Source organism: Micromonospora sp. ALFpr18c, from assembly GCF_008868155.1.
Taxonomy (GTDB): domain Bacteria; phylum Actinomycetota; class Actinomycetes; order Mycobacteriales; family Micromonosporaceae; genus Micromonospora.
Map to the genome: position 1 here is coordinate 1 of NZ_WBKR01000042.1, position 15,673 is coordinate 15,673.

General features: G+C 70.7%; 20 protein-coding genes. 9 read left to right on the forward strand and 11 right to left on the reverse strand.

The window, feature by feature from the left end; all coding sequences use genetic code 11:
- The 7 genes from F8271_RS10640 to F8271_RS10665 form a co-directional block, all read right to left on the reverse strand.
- Positions 1 to 614: SigE family RNA polymerase sigma factor (locus tag F8271_RS10640; protein ID WP_225854395.1), on the reverse strand; the 614-nt coding region annotated here is incomplete at its 3' end.
- A 106-nt stretch (positions 615 to 720) separates the two neighbouring features.
- Positions 721 to 1,596, reverse strand: a complete 876-nt coding sequence (locus F8271_RS10645) for a PH domain-containing protein (protein WP_151489539.1) — start codon at positions 1,594 to 1,596, stop codon at positions 721 to 723.
- Between the two features lie 6 nt (positions 1,597 to 1,602).
- Complete coding sequence (locus F8271_RS32340; protein WP_165942702.1) at positions 1,603 to 1,761, reverse strand: hypothetical protein; 159 nt, start codon at positions 1,759 to 1,761, stop codon at positions 1,603 to 1,605.
- A 116-nt stretch (positions 1,762 to 1,877) separates the two neighbouring features.
- Positions 1,878 to 2,597 (reverse strand): DUF6758 family protein, encoded by a 720-nt coding sequence (locus F8271_RS10650; RefSeq protein WP_370461893.1) that lies wholly within the window; start codon positions 2,595 to 2,597, stop codon positions 1,878 to 1,880.
- Positions 2,598 to 2,633: 36 nt separating this feature from the next.
- The gene (locus tag F8271_RS10655; RefSeq protein WP_151489570.1) at positions 2,634 to 3,257 is read right to left on the reverse strand and encodes an RNA methyltransferase; all 624 of its coding nucleotides are present in this window, start codon (positions 3,255 to 3,257) and stop codon (positions 2,634 to 2,636) included.
- Positions 3,258 to 3,310: 53 nt separating this feature from the next.
- On the reverse strand, positions 3,311 to 3,814 hold the full coding sequence (locus tag F8271_RS10660) for a hypothetical protein (protein WP_151489541.1): 504 nt from the start codon (positions 3,812 to 3,814) through the stop codon (positions 3,311 to 3,313).
- A 95-nt stretch (positions 3,815 to 3,909) separates the two neighbouring features.
- Complete coding sequence (locus tag F8271_RS10665) at positions 3,910 to 4,425, reverse strand: MaoC family dehydratase (RefSeq protein ID WP_151489542.1); 516 nt, start codon at positions 4,423 to 4,425, stop codon at positions 3,910 to 3,912.
- 548 nt (positions 4,426 to 4,973) lie between these two features.
- Between F8271_RS10665 and trxA the strand changes: the two genes are divergently transcribed.
- The 3 genes from trxA to F8271_RS10680 all read left to right on the forward strand — a co-directional run bounded on the left by trxA (position 4,974) and on the right by F8271_RS10680 (position 6,851).
- Entirely contained in the window at positions 4,974 to 5,336 is a 363-nt protein-coding gene (gene trxA, locus F8271_RS10670; RefSeq protein ID WP_030329190.1) for a thioredoxin, read from the forward strand.
- 151 nt (positions 5,337 to 5,487) lie between these two features.
- Positions 5,488 to 5,928, forward strand: coding sequence for a hypothetical protein (locus tag F8271_RS10675; protein WP_151489543.1), 441 nt, complete (start codon positions 5,488 to 5,490; stop codon positions 5,926 to 5,928).
- Positions 5,925 to 6,851: an HTTM domain-containing protein gene (locus F8271_RS10680; protein WP_151489544.1), complete on the forward strand. Its 927-nt coding sequence runs from the start codon at positions 5,925 to 5,927 to the stop codon at positions 6,849 to 6,851. The genes F8271_RS10675 and F8271_RS10680 overlap by 4 nt, the downstream gene beginning before the upstream one ends.
- On the opposite strand, the gene F8271_RS10685 is transcribed toward F8271_RS10680, so the two are convergent.
- Entirely contained in the window at positions 6,815 to 7,234 is a 420-nt protein-coding gene (locus F8271_RS10685) for a thiol-disulfide oxidoreductase DCC family protein (RefSeq protein WP_151489545.1), read from the reverse strand. The two genes, F8271_RS10680 and F8271_RS10685, sit on opposite strands and share 37 nt — an antisense overlap.
- On the opposite strand from F8271_RS10685, the gene F8271_RS10690 reads away from it, so the two are divergent.
- Together F8271_RS10690 and F8271_RS10695 are read left to right on the forward strand one after the other, a co-directional pair.
- A complete protein-coding gene (locus F8271_RS10690) occupies positions 7,233 to 8,372 on the forward strand; it encodes an Rv2578c family radical SAM protein (protein WP_151489546.1) in 1,140 nt (379 codons plus the stop codon). The genes F8271_RS10685 and F8271_RS10690 overlap by 2 nt on opposite strands.
- Before the next feature lie 355 nt (positions 8,373 to 8,727).
- Positions 8,728 to 9,135, forward strand: a complete 408-nt coding sequence (locus F8271_RS10695; protein ID WP_151489547.1) for a CoA-binding protein — start codon at positions 8,728 to 8,730, stop codon at positions 9,133 to 9,135.
- Positions 9,136 to 9,328: 193 nt separating this feature from the next.
- Here F8271_RS10695 and F8271_RS10700 read toward each other — a convergent pair whose 3' ends face one another.
- The gene (locus F8271_RS10700; protein ID WP_151489548.1) at positions 9,329 to 10,525 is read right to left on the reverse strand and encodes an acyl-CoA dehydrogenase family protein; all 1,197 of its coding nucleotides are present in this window, start codon (positions 10,523 to 10,525) and stop codon (positions 9,329 to 9,331) included.
- Between the two features lie 177 nt (positions 10,526 to 10,702).
- On the opposite strand from F8271_RS10700, the gene F8271_RS10705 reads away from it, so the two are divergent.
- Positions 10,703 to 11,161 (forward strand): DUF4190 domain-containing protein, encoded by a 459-nt coding sequence (locus F8271_RS10705; RefSeq protein ID WP_151489549.1) that lies wholly within the window; start codon positions 10,703 to 10,705, stop codon positions 11,159 to 11,161.
- 12 nt (positions 11,162 to 11,173) lie between these two features.
- On the opposite strand, the gene F8271_RS10710 is transcribed toward F8271_RS10705, so the two are convergent.
- Entirely contained in the window at positions 11,174 to 12,010 is an 837-nt protein-coding gene (locus tag F8271_RS10710) for an SDR family NAD(P)-dependent oxidoreductase (protein WP_192580239.1), read from the reverse strand.
- 186 nt (positions 12,011 to 12,196) lie between these two features.
- Between F8271_RS10710 and F8271_RS10715 the strand changes: the two genes are divergently transcribed.
- Entirely contained in the window at positions 12,197 to 12,736 is a 540-nt protein-coding gene (locus tag F8271_RS10715; RefSeq protein ID WP_151489551.1) for a DUF4190 domain-containing protein, read from the forward strand.
- Positions 12,737 to 12,789: 53 nt separating this feature from the next.
- Here the strand turns inward: F8271_RS10715 and F8271_RS10720 are convergent, their stop codons facing one another.
- Positions 12,790 to 13,743 carry a CoA ester lyase gene (locus tag F8271_RS10720; protein ID WP_151489552.1) on the reverse strand — a complete coding sequence of 318 codons (954 nt, stop codon included), beginning with the start codon at positions 13,741 to 13,743 and terminating at the stop codon, positions 12,790 to 12,792.
- A 129-nt stretch (positions 13,744 to 13,872) separates the two neighbouring features.
- On the opposite strand from F8271_RS10720, the gene F8271_RS10725 reads away from it, so the two are divergent.
- The gene (locus F8271_RS10725; protein WP_151489553.1) at positions 13,873 to 14,697 is read left to right on the forward strand and encodes an SDR family NAD(P)-dependent oxidoreductase; all 825 of its coding nucleotides are present in this window, start codon (positions 13,873 to 13,875) and stop codon (positions 14,695 to 14,697) included.
- 262 nt (positions 14,698 to 14,959) lie between these two features.
- A complete protein-coding gene (locus tag F8271_RS10735; protein WP_151489554.1) occupies positions 14,960 to 15,667 on the forward strand; it encodes an HAD family hydrolase in 708 nt (235 codons plus the stop codon).
- The last annotated feature ends 6 nt before the right edge of the window (positions 15,668 to 15,673 follow it).

Genomic DNA, 15,673 nt, shown 5'->3' on the forward strand with positions numbered 1-15,673 from the left:
CGGGGTCGGGGCGTCGTGCCGGCCGGCGTCCGCCTGGTCGGGGAGCCCGCGCCGCCGGTGCGAGCGGTGCCGGCGGTGGCCGCCCGGCCCGGGGTGGCTGTATCGGCGGCCAGTTCCGGCACGGCGGAGCCCAACCGCCGGCGCAGGGTGGAAAGCGCCCGGGACGCCTGGCTCTTCACCGTGCCCGGCGAAATGTCCAACATCGCGGCGGTTTGCGCCTCGGACATGTCCTCGTAGTAGCGCAGCACCAGCACCGCCCGCTGCCGGGTGGGCAGCTCCCGCAGATGCCGCCAGAGCAGGTCGCGGTCGAGTTGTTGCTCGATCTCGTCGACACCGGCCCGCTCGGGCAGCACCTCCGTGGGGCGCTCACCGTGCCAGCGTCGCCGCCACCAACTCGTCGACGTGTTGACCATCACCCGTCGGGCGTACGGTTCGACCGCCTCGATCCCACCGAGCCGCTTCCACGCCAGGTACGTCTTGGTGAGCGCCGTCTGGAGCAGGTCCTCGGCCGTGGCCCAGTCACCCGCGAGCAGGTACGCGGTGCGCAGCAGCGCGGGTGAACGAGCCGCGACGAACTCGCGAAACTCCTCCTCCAACGAGTCCCTGCTCGCCACCGCTCACCTCCCCCGCCACCCTGCCGTTCTGGCAGAGTGCCACGTCAGGGGCCGCCTGGTCCATGACGAAAGGTGCGCACTTGCTCCGATGTTCGGACGAAAACTTTCACGCCCCGTCGTCGGCCTTGGCCTCGTCGGCCTCCTTGCCCAGCCGGGCCTCCACCGCCTGCGGCTCGTACATCTCTTCCACCACACGCAGGTAGAGCTCGTTCGGGTTGGGCAGGTTCTTGATCTCCCGCAGGGCCTGCTCCTGGCCGGCGGACTCCAACACGAACGTGCCGTAGTTGAGCGCCCGACCGGTCGGCGTCTGCTCGTACTTCATGTCGGTGACCCGGACCAGCGGCATCATGGCGACCTTGCGGGTGACGATGCCGTTGACCACCATGACCCGCTTGTTCGTCAGGATGAAACGGTCATACCACCAGTCGGCGACCTTCCAGGCCACCCAGCCCATCACCGCGAACCACAGCAGCACGGCGATGGTCGTCAACGCACCCACGTCGTTACCGGCGAGAAAGCCGGACAGGTAGCCGAGCACGAACGTCGCCCCGATGCCGATCAGCAGCGGGTTGGTGAGGTGGATCCAGTGCCGCTTCCACTCGCCCCGGTAGCGCTCGGTGGGGAAGAGGTAACGGGCGACCAGCGAGCTGGGCTCGTCTTCCAGGGGCAACACCCGCCGAGGGGTTGCCCCGGTCGCGTCGGCGCGCAACCCGGCCAGCTCGTCCTCGGAGATCTGTGGAGGCTGGTAGCTGGCCTCCGGATCACGGATCCAGGCCCGACCGGAGCGACCCTCACCGGCATAGCCGGGCCCGTCGCCGTAGCCGACGTCGTCCGATAGGGACGGACCGTCGGACAGGCCGGGGCCGGCACCGTAGCCCGGGCCGTCATCGGGCCCGATCCGCGGTATCGGCTCGGTGTCACGCTCGCGACGTTCCCGGTCGGGGTCGTCCGGGTCGAAGGGTGGACCGGAGGGGCTACCCATCGACGGCTAGGCGACGAGGCTGGTGAAGAAGTCGCCGAATCCCTGGGCGATATCCACGATGCCACCGCCGAGCGACTTGAACACATCCGCCGCAGAGTTTGGCCGGTAGGCAACGAAGAAGATCAAGAATGCGATTCCGGCCCAGGTGAGGACCTTCTTGACCATGGCGGGCCATCCTCTCGCGCGGCGCCGGGTCCCATTACCGCAGCGGCACCCAGAGTATCAGTGTGGTGTCGTACAGTGAAGATCTGCGTCCGTTCTCCGTCAATCCGGGAGGGTTGTCAAGCCCTACCTGATAGGTACGGAGATGGTGCGCCGTACACGAGCTCGGGTGGAGTCCACTCGGTCAGGTCGTGAAGCACGACATCTTCCGCGAGCAGGTGTCCCGCACTCGCCGGCCAGGCTATCGCATGCAGCCACATTCCCCGAGCCTCGCCGGCGTACGCGCTTCGATCCGTGGGTGAATTCACCACCCACAGTGGAGTCGGATGCCCGCCGACCTTGATCCTGGCCTGCCCGACGTGCTCCGGATGACCCGGTCCGGGGTCGGTCAGCGCGTCGACCAGTTGCGGTCCCGGGTCCGGGCCGGACAGGCCGGCGAGTCGCGTACCGAGGCCCACGCCCGGCTCCTCGGCCACGAAGACCAGGTCGGCCGGACCACCGCCGAGCGGCGCCGGGCCCGCGCAGGCCACGGCGGTCGCCCGCACACCGGTCCGCTCGTCCCCCGCGTACGCCACGCCGGCGAGAGTCCAGCCGGGCGGCAGCGGCCACGGGCACCAGAGCGGCGTCACCGGCGGATCCGTGGTCGCGGTGATGCGATCGACCACACTCGCCACGATCTCCGCTCCGATGTGCTCGGGCACATGCAGCGGCGGGACGGGCCCGCAGCCCAGGCATCTCGACTCGGTGTGCATCAGATCCGGCGCCCGTACCGGGCCCCCGCATCTCGGACAACTCACCGCGACACTCACATCCCCACCGTCACCCCGATCCGCCGACACGTCAAGCCGGACCGTCCGATTCGGCGCCCGGAAGGGTCAGTCCGGCGGCGGCCCGGCATGCGTACGGATCCACGCGTGCATGGCGATCCCGCTGGCCACACCCGCATTGATCGACCTCGTGGAGCCGTACTGCGCGATGGAGTAGAGCTGGTCGCACGCGACGCGCGCCGGTTCGGACAGACCCGGCCCCTCCTGACCGAACAGCAGCACGCAGTCCCGCGGCAGGGTGCCGGTCTCCAGCGGAACCGAACCGGGCAGGTTGTCGATGCCGAACACCGGCAGCCGCCGCCCGGCCGCCCAGGCGACGAACTCCTCGATCGTCTCGTGGTGACGGACGTGCTGGTAGCGATCGGTCACCATGGCGCCGCGCCGGTTCCACCGTCGACGTCCGACGATGTGCACCTCGGCGGCGTTGAACGCGTTGGCGTTACGGACCACCGTGCCGATGTTGAAGTCGTGCTGCCAGTTCTCGATGGCGACGTGGAAGCCGTGCCGGTGCCGGTCCAGGTCGGCGACGATCGCCTCGTGCCGCCAGTAGCGGTAGCGGTCGACCACGTTGCGCCGGTCGCCCTCGGCGAGCAACTGCGGGTCGTAGCGCGGGTCGTCCGGCGGGTCGCCCGGCCAGGGGCCCACACCCACCTCAAGCTGGTCGTCGGTCACGGTCATCAGAGGGTACGGACCAGCTCGGCGCCCGCCGCGACACCCCGCCGATCTCAGCCCAACCCGAGCGCGCCGCCGAGCCGGTCGAGGAAACGGCGGTCGGCCGGGCTGGCCGGTTGTCCCGGCGGGCCGGGCGCCGACCGGCAGACCCGGGCCGCGACCGACTGCACCCACTGGCGGTACGCGGCCGAGTCGGCGGGATCGGCGCGCCGGCGCATGACCCGGACCGCCGCGCGGCAGGCGGCCAGCAGGTCCACCAGATCGGTGAGCCGCTCGGCGGGCTGCGGGGTGCCGTCGTGGCGGGCGTAGATCGCGGCGACGACGGCACGGACGAGGTCGCTGTCGGACGCCCGGCCGGCGGCCACCGCGTCCAGGCCGGCGAGGTTCGCCAGGACACCCCGCTCGGGACGACCCGGGCCGGGCGCGGCGGCGGCCACGAGGACCCGACCGGGCAGGCTGGTGAGCAGGTCCCACTCGGCGGCGGAGTAGACGGCGGTGGTCAAGGGTGCGGCTCGGCGGCCGGCAGAGGGCGGCTCTCCGGCGACGGAGTGGCTCATCGGAACCTCCGGCGCCAGCATATGCCTCGAAACGGAAATAGGACCCCTACCCGAGGGAAGGAGCCCTGATCCTGCGGCGTCGACACGCCGCGCGTTCAGCGGGGCGTGGGGAAGCTGGGCCGTTCCGGGTCCACGCCGTCGGGGACGGCGCTGGCCGCGTACTCCCGCTTGGGGACCATGACCTTGCGGCGGAAGACGCAGACCATGGTGCCGTCCTGGTTGTAGCCGCGGGTCTCCACCGACACCACGCCCCGGTCGGGCTTGGAGCCGGACTCCCGCTTGTCCAGCACGGTGGTCTCGCCGTAGATGGTGTCGCCGTGGAAGGTGGGCGCCACGTGCCGCAGCGACTCGACCTCCAGGTTGGCGATCGCCTTGCCGCTGACGTCCGGCACGGACATGCCGAGCAGCAGCGAGTAGATGTAGTTGCCGACCACGACGTTGCGCTTGAACTGGCTGGCCGTCTCGGCGTAGTGCGCGTCCATGTGCAGCGGGTGGTGGTTCATGGTGAGCAGGCAGAAGAGGTGGTCGTCGTACTCGGTGACGGTCTTGCCCGGCCAGTGCCGGTAGACCGCGCCGACCTCGAACTCCTCGTAGTAGCGGCCGAACTGCATCCTGGTCCCCTTCGACGGGCGGCGATGGAGTTCGGCACAGCATGCCTTACCGGTGGTTAAGGCGACCGGCGGGGCGCGAGCCCGGCGGAAATGTCACACCGGTCACTCGAAAGAGGGGAGACGCAATGAGCGGCGGGGCCCTCCCCGGCACCCGCCGCCCACGCTCTGATGTGAGGAATTCTGCCCTACGGGTGCGTAGGTTCAACAGAGATCGAGGTCACATTTATCTTTTTGTAACACTACTATCAGTGACGAATCATGAGTTGATCAGCGATCTCCGCAGGCCGGATACGTCCTTGTCAGGGGTCAAGTTACCGATTCGTAGCGCTCGATCGGGTGGATCTCCCTGGAAACGCTCCCATCACGGCAGGTCACGCAAGTGCGTCGTGCATTTGCGTTCCGCAGGTCGGGACGGACAGACGCGGATCGATGACGCTCGGCAGCCCTGAGCAGCCCGCAGCACGTTTCGGGCCCCACCGCCCGGGAATTCGATACGGTCAGCCCTGGTTCTACGGGACGTAGGCAAACCGCGGTGATCGGAGAGTGCAATGGCAACCGTTGAGCTGACCTCGGCGAACTTCGACGAGGTGACCGGCAACGACGGCATCGTCCTGGTCGACTTCTGGGCCGACTGGTGTGGTCCGTGCAAGCGGTTCGCCCCGGTCTACGAGCGCTCCTCGGAGAAGCACCAGAACATCGTCTTCGGCAAGGTCGACACCGAGGCCCAGCAGGAGCTGGGTGCCAAGTTCGACATCCGGTCGATCCCGACGATCATGGCGATCCGCGACGGCGTCATCGTCTTCGCCCAGCCGGGCGCCCTTCCCGAGTCCGCCCTGGAGAACCTGATCGAGCAGGTCGAGGCGCTGGACATGGACGACGTCCGCAAGCAGCTGGCCGAGCACAACCACTGAGTCGTCGTACGACGGCACGCGAGGCCGGGCCCGATCGGGCCCGGCCTTCGTCGTACCCACCCGACGCCCGCTTGATCACCGACCTGGGCAGGCGGAACTGGCCGTCGGTGGGACCCGGCACGGCCGGTACATCCCGTATCGTCACGACCCGATGGAGACCCTGACCACCCGCGGGCGTGCGACCCGGCTGGGCGCGACCGCACTCGGTCTCGTCCTCCTACTGGCCGGCACCCTGTGGGGCAGCGACGACGACTTCCCGTTCGGCCCCTTCCGGATGTACGCCACCTCGAACCCGCCGAACGCGCCCGCACCGGACACCCGCGTGGAGGGGGTGGACTCGGCCGGCGTCGTGATCGACCTCGACCAGAACGCCACCGGTATCCGCCGCGCCGAGATCGAGGGCCAGCAGGCCCGGTACGCCGCCGACCCGACGCTGCTCACCGAGGTCGCCGACGCGTACGCCGAACGCCACCCCGGCGCCGCCGTGCTGGTCGAGGTCCGCATCGTCATCCGGTGGCACGGCATCCGCGCCGGCCGGCCGACCGGCCAGCACACCGACGAGACCGTGGTCAGCTGGCAGGCCCCCCGATGAGCCGCTGGCTGACCGAGGCGGTGCCGCGAGGCCGCATCGCCGCGTTCCGGACGGTGATCTACCTCTTCGTCGCCGCCGACCTGGTGATCTTCACTCCCTGGGTACGCACCCGGGCCAGTGTCCTGGGCGAGCTGTACCAACCGCTGCTGATCGGCCGTGTGCTCCCCCTGCCGACACCGACGCCGGCGCTGGTGGCCGTGATCTTCTGGGCGCTGCTGCTGCTCGCCCTGCTCGCCGCGACCGGTCGGGCGCCCCGGCTGCTCGGCTGGGCGGTCTGCGCGCTGTACCTGGAATGGATGATCATCGCGATGAGCTACGGAAAGGTCGACCACGACCGTTTCGGGCTGCTCGTCGCCCTGGCCGTCCTACCCACCGCTGGTCGGGCCCGGCACGGCGACACCACCCGCACCGAGGCCGGCGGCTGGGCGCTGCGCGTCACCCAGATCGCGGTGATCTGCACGTACTTCCTCGCCGCCTGGGCCAAGCTCCGCTTCGGCGGGCTGGACTGGCTGACCGGCTCGGTGCTGGCCAGAGCGATCATCCGGCGCGGCACCGACCTGGCGGACCTCATCGCCCAGGTGCCGTACCTGCTGATCGTCGCCCAGTTCGGCATCGTCGCCTTCGAGCTGCTCAGCCCGGTGGTCTTCCTGCTGCCGGCCCGGTGGCGGCTGGCCATGGTCGGCTTCTTCTACTCGTTCCACGCGGTCACCATCGCGACCATCACCATCTCGTTCGCGCCGCACCTGGCCGCGATGGCCAGCTTCCTGCCGCTGGAGCGGATCCGCCCGCTGCTCTGGGCCCGCTGGCTGATCGGCCGCCGCGAGCCCGCGACCACCGTGGTCCATGAGCCGTCCGGCCCCGGCACCGAGCCGACGTCGCGCGAGGATCAGGCCCCGGCGCTCGGGCGGCCAGCCGGGCCATAGAGCCGTTCCCGGGCCTCCTGCGGCAGGGAACACGCGGCCGTGCCGCCCGGCAACCGGTGCCGGTTGCGGGCCACCCAGCGGTACGCCGGCCAGGCGACGGCCCGCGCCGGTGGGAACCGCAGGCCCGCCCCGGCCACCCGCCAGAGTCGCCCACTCGCGGCGAGCAGCTTCGCGATGGCGTCCGGCCCGGCCGCGCGCGAGCCGTCCGCGCCGACCCACTGCACGGCCTCCTCGCACTCGGCGACGGTGAGGCCGAGCGCGTCGAGGTCGGCGAACTGCCAGGGCACCACCCGCGCGGTGGTGGGGATCCGGCGTTCGATGAACTCCGCACACGTCGTGCAGAACGCGCAGTCCCCGTCGTAGACGAAGGTCGACGTCTCCATGCCGTCCATCCTGCCCCGCCGGGGCGTCGATCAGTCACGGGTGTCCGGCGAGTCACTTGCGCCGACCTCGTACACGTGTTCGAATAGTGGCCATGCCTGGGACAACCTCACCGCTCCCCCGGTCGAGGGAGACCCCGAGCGGGCAGCGCCAGCGACGCCACCCCTGCCGCTGGCGCTGCCCGGCGCCGTCGCCCGCACCTTCGACACCCCCGAGTTCGCGGGGATGACCTTCTACGAGGTGCAGGCCAAGTCCATCCTCAACCGGGCGCCCGGGCAGTCCCGCGTCCCGTTCGAATGGACGATCAACCCGTACCGTGGATGCACTCATGCGTGCCGCTACTGCTTCGCGAGAAATACTCACACATATCTGGACCTCGACGCGGGCGCGGACTTCGACCGGCAGGTGATTGTCAAGGTCAACGCCGGCGAGCTGGTGCGGCGGGAACTGGCCGCGCCGAAGTGGCGGGGCGCGCACGTAGCGATGGGCACCAACGTGGACTGCTACCAGCGAGCCGAGGGCCGCTACCGCTTGATGCCACAGATCATCGCGGCCCTGCGAGACTTCACCAACCCGTTCTCGATCCTCACCAAGGGCACGCTGATCCTGCGCGACCTGCCCCTGCTGCGCCAGGCGGCCGAGGTGACCAGCGTCGGCATCTCCTTCTCGGTGGGCTTCGTCGACGACCAGCTCTGGCGTGGCGTCGAGCCGGGCACACCGCACCCGAGCCGCCGGCTCGACGCGGTCCGCCGGCTCACCGACGCCGGCTTCTCCGTCGGAGTCCTGATGGCGCCGATCCTGCCCGGCCTCAGCGACAGCGAGGAGTCGATCGACGCCACGGTCTCGGCAATCGCCGCTGCCGGAGCGACCGACGTGACTCCGTTGGCGCTGCACCTGCGGCCCGGCGCCCGGGAGTGGTACGCGCAGTGGCTCGCGCGTGAGCACCCGCACCTCGTCCCCCGCTACCGCGAGCTGTACCGCTCCGGCGCGTACGCCCCGCAGGCGTACCAGCGGGAGCTGACCGCGCGGGTGCGGATCGCGGCCCGCCGCCACGGGCTGCTCCGGGGCGAGCCGGGCGACAACCGACGCCTGCCCGCGCCGCCGCCCGCGCCGCCCGCCGAGCAGCTGACCCTGCTCTAGTCTTCCTGCCAGGCGGAAAGCTCCGACCTGCGGCGACACCTCCCCCATCCACCGCGACACGTGGCGCCGACGAACTGCCAGCGTGACCCGGTGACGCCCGCAGCTGTGCTGTCCGAGAAGGCGGGAACGGCGGACTACTCCGCAGAGCTGTGGGTGGACTCGACCTCGTTCCTGCCGTACAAGCCCCGGCCCGACGACCGACTGACCGCCGTGGGCCGCCGTCCCTGGGTTCCGGGGTACGACAACCCACGGAGTTACCGGTCTGCTTCGCTCCGCGCAAAGCGCCAGTCGGGCCCGTGGGCGTCGCGTGTTCCTCGCCCGCCTTCGGCGGGGCCGGCGGAGCTACAGTCGGCGGGTGCGCACCGCTCAGCAGATCCTCGCCGACTCCGCCGTGATCGCCGTCGTGGGCGCGTCCCGCGACCCGTTCAAGGCCGCGCACGGCGTGCCGTTGCAGATGCAGCAGTACGGCTGGCGCATCATCCCGGTCAACCCGACGGTCGACGAACTGTTCGGGGAACGGGCCTACAAGACCCTTGCCGACATCCCACACCCCGTCGACCTGGTCGACGTGTTCCGCCCGGCGGCGGACGCCGTGCAGGTGGTCCGGGACGCGGCGGCGATCGGCGCCCCGGCGGTCTGGCTGCAACTCGGCATCGTCTCGGCCGAAGCGCGACAGATCGCCGAAGAGGCGGGCATGGACTACGTGGAAGACCGCTGCCTGATCGTCGAACGCGCCGCCGCCAACCTGACCCGCCTAACCTGACCCGCCCCACCCCAGCCGCGGGACCTGGCCAGAGAGCCGGCGGGTACCAGAGACGAGGCGTGTGTCGGCGCGGACGACCTCGGTGGGAAGCGTGATGCCTGTGAGTCATATTGATGCCTCACAGTCATCACGCCCTTGAGCGACGACGCGGCCGGACCGACCGGCGACCGGCGACCGAATCAGCAGGCGCGGTTCAGAGCTTGTACTCCTTGAGCAGGCCACGGGAGATGATGGTCTTCTGGATCTCCGAGGTGCCCTCGCCGATGAGCAGGAACGGGGCCTCCCGCATCAGCCGCTCGATCTCGTACTCCTTGGAGTAGCCGTAGCCGCCGTGGATGCGGAACGCCTCCTGGACGACCTCGGCGCAGTATTCCGAGGCGAGCAGCTTGGCCATCCCGGCCTCGACGTCGTTGCGCTGGCCGGCGTCCTTGAGGCGGGCCGCGTTCACCATGAGGGCGTGCGCGGCCTCGATCTTGGTGCCCATCTCGGCGAGCTTGAAGGCGATGGCCTGATGCTTGGCGAGCGGCTGGCCGAAGGTCCTGCGCTGCTGGGCGTAGCCGACCGCCAGCTCGAAGGCGCGGATGGAGATGCCGCAGGCACGAGCGGCCACGTTGACGCGGCCCACCTCGATGCCGTCCATCATCTGGTAGAAGCCGCGACCCACCTTGTCGGCGCCGCCGAGGATCGCGGAGTCGGGCACGGTGACGCCGTCGAGCACCATCTCGGTGGTCTCGACGCCCTTGTAACCCATCTTGTCGATCTTGCCGGGGATGGTGAGGCCGGGCGCGGTCTCGCCGAAGCCCGGCTCCTTCTCGAGCAGGAAGGTGCTCATGTTGCCGTACACCGAGTCGGCGCCGGTGTCGGTCTTGACCAGAGTGGCCACCACCGAGGAGTACGCCCCGTTGGTGAGCCACATCTTCTGCCCGTTGAGCACGTAGCGGTCGCCGTCGCGGACGGCGCGGGACGTGATCGCCGAGACGTCGGAGCCGGTCTCCGGCTCGGACATCGAGAACGCGCCACGCACCTCACCGGTGACCATCTTCGGCAGCAGCCGGGCCTTCTGCTCGGCGGAGCCGTGCTGGGAGATCAGGTACGCCACGATGAAGTGGGTGTTGACGATGCCGGAGATCGACATCCAGCCCCGGGACAGCTCCTCGACCACGAGCGCGTAGGTGAGCAGCGACTCGCCCAGCCCGCCGTACTCCTCGTCGATGGTGAGGCCGAACAGTCCCATCTCGCGCATCCCGTCGAGGATGTCGGTGGGGTACTCGTCGGCGTGCTCCAGTCGCTGGGCGTGCGGGATGATCTCCTTGTCGGCGAACTCCCGGACCGTCTCCAGGATCGACCGCTGCACATCGGTCAGGCCGGGCGTCTGGGCTAGTCGGGCCATCTCAGCCTCCGGGGATCAGCGCACTACTCATGGGTAACTGAACGCTGGCTCAGTATCGGTCTACGGGGCCGACGAGGCCAAGGTGACCAGTCCACACAACCGCTGTGAAAAGGTTCACCGCTGCGGGTAGCGTCCGGCAAGAGGGACTTTTCCGGCACCGGCAGGAGGAGCACAACTGTGAGCTACCCGCCGCCGTCGGGACCCCCGGGAGACGAGCCGCCGCCGTCACCCTACGAGCCACCCCGGGACCAGCCGCCGTACGCGCCTCCGCCGGCGGACCAACCGGCGCCGTACGGGCAGCCGGGGCCGCACCAGGCCGGACACTGGGGCCAGCAACCGCCGTACGCCCCGCAGGGCCCCTACGGCCAGTACGGTCCACCGTCGCCCGGCCAGGGTCGGGGCACCAACGTACTGGCGATCCTGTCGCTGGTGTTCGCCTTCGTGTTCCCACCGGCCGGCGCCGTCCTCGGCCACGTTGCCAAACGGCAGATCCGCACCAGCGACGAGGAGGGCGACCAGCTCGCCACGTGGGGGCTGATCCTCGGGTACGTGTTCACCGGGCTCACCCTGCTGGCCTGCTGCGGTTGGCTGGCCCTGGTGCTGTTCGGCAACACCGGCGACAGCGGCGGATACTGACCCGCCGCGCGGTCAGCGGAAGCGGGCCTCCCGGACGCTGTTGCCGCCGTCCACCACCAGCATCTGCCCGGTGATGTACGAGGCGGCCGGCGAGCACAGGAAGCTGATCGCCGCGGCGACCTCGTCCGGAGTGCCCGGTCGACCCACCGGCGTACCCAGTCCCTGCTTGATCTCGGCCATCGTGGACGCCGCGGTGTAGATGGTGCCGGGCGCCACCGCGTTGACGGTCACCCCGTCGGCGATCATCTCCATGGCCAGCGCCCGGGTCAGCCCGACCACCCCGGCCTTCGCCGCCGCGTACGCGGCCTCGGTGGGCAGCGCGTTGAGCGGGCCGGCCGTGGCCGACAGGTTGACGATCCGACCCCAGCCCCGCTCGGCCATCCCGCCGATGAACGCCCGGCTGCACAGGAAGGCGGTGGTCAGGTTGCGGTCGATCTCGCCGCGCCACTCGTCGTAGGACAACTGGGCGACCGGCCGCAGCACCTCCGGGCTGGCCCGGCTCGCCAGGCCCGCGTTGTTGACCAGCACCTCCACGTCGCCCAACTGCTCGGCGACGGCATCCGCCAGAGCGCCGACCTCGGACTCGTCGGTCAGGTCGGCGACGAAACCGGTCACACCCAGCTCGCCGGCCCGATCGTGGATGCGCCGCGTGGTGGAGACGATGGCGACCCGGGCACCCAGGTCGGTCAGTCGGCGGGCCGTCGCGTACCCGATGCCGTCCGCGCTGCCCGCCCCCGTCACCAGGGCGACCCGCCCGTCGAGCCGCATGGTCACCGGGTCGGCGAGCGCGACCGGTTCGTCCGGACCGGGACTGCCGGGCGGTGTGGCCGCACGGGTGCGTCGCGCCATGCCGGGGCGGCTGGCGTCCCGTCTCGGTCGGCTGCCGGAGCGGTCCGCGGCGCGCGCGTCTATTGCCATGCCAGGGATCCTGCCCCTTGCGAGGGGCCCGAGCAACGCGGCACCCGGTAGCGGGGGCGTCGTGTTTACCCGACGCTGGCTACCCTGACGGCGCACCCGACCTGACGGAGAGTTCGCATGACCAATCCCCCACCGCCCGGCGGCTGGACCGACCCCACCTGGTCGGCCCAACCGTCGAGCGCGCCACCGGACCCGACCCTCGTGGCCGGTCAGCCGGTGCCCGCCCAAGCCGGCCCCGCGGACCCGTACGCGCCGGTCGACCCCTACGCCGGCGGGCAGCCGGTGCCGGGGCAGCCGGTGCCCGGCTACGCCCCGCCCGGGTACCCCTCGCCGGGGTACGCCCCGCCGGGCTACCCGCCGCAGTACTCCGGCTACGGCTACCCGCCGCCACCGAAGACCAACGGGCTGGCCATCGCGGCGCTGGTACTGGCCCTGGTCGGCTTCGCGTCCTGCATCACCGCGCCGGTCGGCGCGATCCTCGGGCACGTGGCGCAGAAGCAGATCCGGCTCAGCGGCGAGGGCGGTGAGGGGATGGCGAAGGCGGCCATCATCATCGGCTGGATCCTCACCGCGCTGCTGGTGCTGCTCATCATCTTCTACATCGTGGTGATCGTTCTGGCCATCACCACGGGTGCCAGCAGCGACAGCGGCTACTGAGCAGCGAATACCCGAGGCCGGGGTGACCACCGGCGGTGGCCACCCCGGGCCGGTCACTCCGGCGGGGTGAACGACGAGGTACGGCTCATCCCGGCGGCCCGGCCCTTGGCGGCGATGACGAGCGCCATCTTGCGGGACGCCTCGTCGATCATCTCGTCGCCGAGCATCACCGCGCCCAGCCTGCCGCCAGCCTCCGACGTGTAGTGCTCGTACGCGTCGAGGATCAGCTCGGCGTGGTCGTAGTCGGCCTGCGCCGGCTGGTACACCTCGTTGGCGGCGTCGATCTGACCCGGGTGCAGCACCCACTTGCCGTCGAAGCCCAGCGCCGCCGAGCGCTTGGCCACCTCGCGGAACGCGTCGACGTCGCGGATCTGCAGGAACGGGCCGTCGATGGCCTGCTTGTCGTGCATCCGGGCGGCCATCAGGATCCGCATCAGGATGTAGTGGTACGGGTCGCCCGGGTAGTCGGGGATCAGCGCGCCGACCACCAACGACCTCATGTTGATCGAGGCCATGAAGTCGGCGGGGCCGAAGATGATGGTCTCCACCCGGGGCGACGCCGCGGCGATGGCGTCCACGTTGACCAGACCGGCGGCGTTCTCGATCTGCGCCTCGATGCCGATCCGGCCGACCTCGAGACCGAGCGTCTTCTCGATCTGGGTGAGCGTCAGGTCCAGCCACTGCACCTGGGCGGCGGTCTGCACCTTCGGCAGCATGATGCAGTCCAGGTTCGCGCCGGCACCCTCGACGACCTCGATGACGTCCCGGTAGGTCCACGGGGTGGTCAGGTCGTTGACCCGGACCACGCGGGTCTTGCCGGCCCAGTCCCCCTCGTTGAGCGCGGCCACGATGTTCTTGCGCGCATCCGGCTTGGCCAGCGGGGCGACGGCGTCCTCCAGGTCGAGGAAGACCTGGTCGGCCGGGAGGCCCTGCGCCTTGCCGAGCATCTTGACGCTGGAACCGGGTACGGCGAGGCAGGATCGGCGGGGACGACCGACTGCGGCCATGGATGCGCTCCTTCCAGCGTCCGGCGGGGCACGCCGACGCCACCTGACGACAGATCCAGAAACTTAACGATCCCAAAGGGCGTGGTGACGCCACGGTAACCTCGCGCCATGACCGGGGTGAATGGACCTGTGGAAGATCTCACTGGGCGTCGACTGGTGGTGGTGACCGGGGCCAGCTCCGGCATCGGGCTGGCCGCCGCCATCAAACTGGCGTGCCGAGGCGACCAGGTGGTGCTGGTCGGACGTGACCCGGCACGCCTGCAGTCCGCCGCGGAACGCGTACGGGAGACCTCGGGTGAGCGTCCCGAGCTGTTCCGGGCCGACTTCGCGGTGCTCGACGACGTACGCCGGCTCGCCGACCGGCTGCGCGACGCGTACGACCGGATCGACGTGCTCGCCAACAACGCCGGCGCCATCGCGCTGCAACCACTCACCACCGTCGACGGCTTCGAGCTGTCGATCCAGGCCAACCACCTGGCCCCGTTCCTGCTGACCAACCTGCTCGCCGACCGGATCGGCCGGATCGTGGTGACCGCCTCCGGCGCGCACCGCTTCGGGGCGCTCGACCCGGACGACCTGAACGGGCCGCTGCGCAGCTACCGACCGATGGGCGCGTACGGCACGAGCAAGCAGGCGAACATCCTGTTCACCGCCGAGGCGGCCCGCCGCTGGCCGGGCATCCCCGCGTACAGCTTCCACCCCGGGGTGGTGCGCACCCGGTTCGCCAACGACAGCAGGCTGGTCGCCTTCGGCATGCGCGTCCTGCCGTTCCGCAGCCCGGAAAAGGGCGCCGAGACGCTGCTCTGGTTGACCAACCAGGATCCGGCCCGCCTCGTCGACGGCGGCTACTACTACAACCGCCGGCTGCGCAGGCCGTACCGCAAGGCGGCCGACCCGCGGCTCGCCGCCCGGCTCTGGACGGCCAGCGCCGCGGCCGTCGGCATCGATGGGTAGCGTGGCCGCCACCCTGCCCCTCGTCGCGGTCGTCGGCGAGCGCGGGGTCGGCGGCGTACGCGATCAACGGCGCGGACGACGACACGGCGACCACGGCCAAGCTGATCGCGCCGGTGGTCAGCGGATCCAGGGTGGGGCGGGCGGAGAGTGGTGCCGCGAGAGGCAATCCTCACACGCATGACCATCGCCACCTACCGTCAGCACTCCGTTACGATCACGCGGGTTCCCGTCGGCGACCCCCGACCGCCCGGAGGCGCTTTCCATGCCCAGCTACCAGGCGGTGCTGTTCGACTTCTTCGGCACGCTGACCCGTTCGGTGCAACGCGGCGTCGCGCACCTCGGCACCGCCGAACTGCTCGGATGCCCCACCGACACGTTGACCGAGGTGCTGGACCGCACCTACTACGAGCGGGCCACCGGCCAGCTCGGCGACGCGGAGGCGACACTGCGCTGGGTGTGCGCCCAGGCCGGCGTACACCCCAGTGACCATGCGCTGCGCGCGGCCGTCGCGTCCCGGCACCAGGCCGTCCGCGCGGACACCCGGCTGCGCGCCGACGCGGTGCCGGTGCTCGCGGCCCTGCGCGAGCGCGGCCTGCGCACCGGCGTGATCAGCGACTGTACGCACGAGCTGCCGGCGTTCCTCCCGCAGCTCGCCATCGCCCCGCTCCTCGACGTGCGGGTCTTCTCCGTGCAGGTCGGACAGTGCAAGCCGGCCCCGGCGCTCTACCTGACCGCCTGTCACCGGCTCGGGCTGGCACCGGGCGACTGCCTCTACGTCGGCGACGGCGGCAGCCAGGAGTTGACCGGCGCCGAGCGGGCCGGGATGACCGCCGTCCGGCTCGCCGCACCCGACCTGAGCGACCACATGGTGTTCAACGCCGACCGGGAATGGCACGGCCCGATGCTCGGCACGCTGCGCGACGTGCTCGACCTCATCGACATCGACGCCGAGGTGGTGGGTGCGGTCTGACGACCG

Bases quoted from the DNA above. Each gene is read 5' to 3' on its own strand.
- F8271_RS10645 (WP_151489539.1), bottom strand. From the start codon at position 1,596: ATGGGTAGCCCCTCCGGTCCACCCTTCGACCCGGACGACCCCGACCGG.
- F8271_RS32340 (WP_165942702.1), bottom strand. From the start codon at position 1,761: ATGGTCAAGAAGGTCCTCACCTGGGCCGGAATCGCATTCTTGATCTTC.
- F8271_RS10660 (WP_151489541.1), bottom strand. From the start codon at position 3,814: ATGAGCCACTCCGTCGCCGGAGAGCCGCCCTCTGCCGGCCGCCGAGCC.
- F8271_RS10665 (WP_151489542.1), bottom strand. From the start codon at position 4,425: ATGCAGTTCGGCCGCTACTACGAGGAGTTCGAGGTCGGCGCGGTCTAC.
- trxA (WP_030329190.1), top strand. From the start codon at position 4,974: ATGGCAACCGTTGAGCTGACCTCGGCGAACTTCGACGAGGTGACCGGC.
- F8271_RS10675 (WP_151489543.1), top strand. From the start codon at position 5,488: ATGGAGACCCTGACCACCCGCGGGCGTGCGACCCGGCTGGGCGCGACC.
- F8271_RS10680 (WP_151489544.1), top strand. From the start codon at position 5,925: ATGAGCCGCTGGCTGACCGAGGCGGTGCCGCGAGGCCGCATCGCCGCG.
- F8271_RS10690 (WP_151489546.1), top strand. From the start codon at position 7,233: ATGCCGTCCATCCTGCCCCGCCGGGGCGTCGATCAGTCACGGGTGTCC.
- F8271_RS10685 (WP_151489545.1), bottom strand. From the start codon at position 7,234: ATGGAGACGTCGACCTTCGTCTACGACGGGGACTGCGCGTTCTGCACG.
- F8271_RS10700 (WP_151489548.1), bottom strand. From the start codon at position 10,525: ATGGCCCGACTAGCCCAGACGCCCGGCCTGACCGATGTGCAGCGGTCG.
- F8271_RS10710 (WP_192580239.1), bottom strand. From the start codon at position 12,010: ATGGCGCGACGCACCCGTGCGGCCACACCGCCCGGCAGTCCCGGTCCG.
- F8271_RS10715 (WP_151489551.1), top strand. From the start codon at position 12,197: ATGACCAATCCCCCACCGCCCGGCGGCTGGACCGACCCCACCTGGTCG.
- F8271_RS10720 (WP_151489552.1), bottom strand. From the start codon at position 13,743: ATGGCCGCAGTCGGTCGTCCCCGCCGATCCTGCCTCGCCGTACCCGGT.
- F8271_RS10735 (WP_151489554.1), top strand. From the start codon at position 14,960: ATGCCCAGCTACCAGGCGGTGCTGTTCGACTTCTTCGGCACGCTGACC.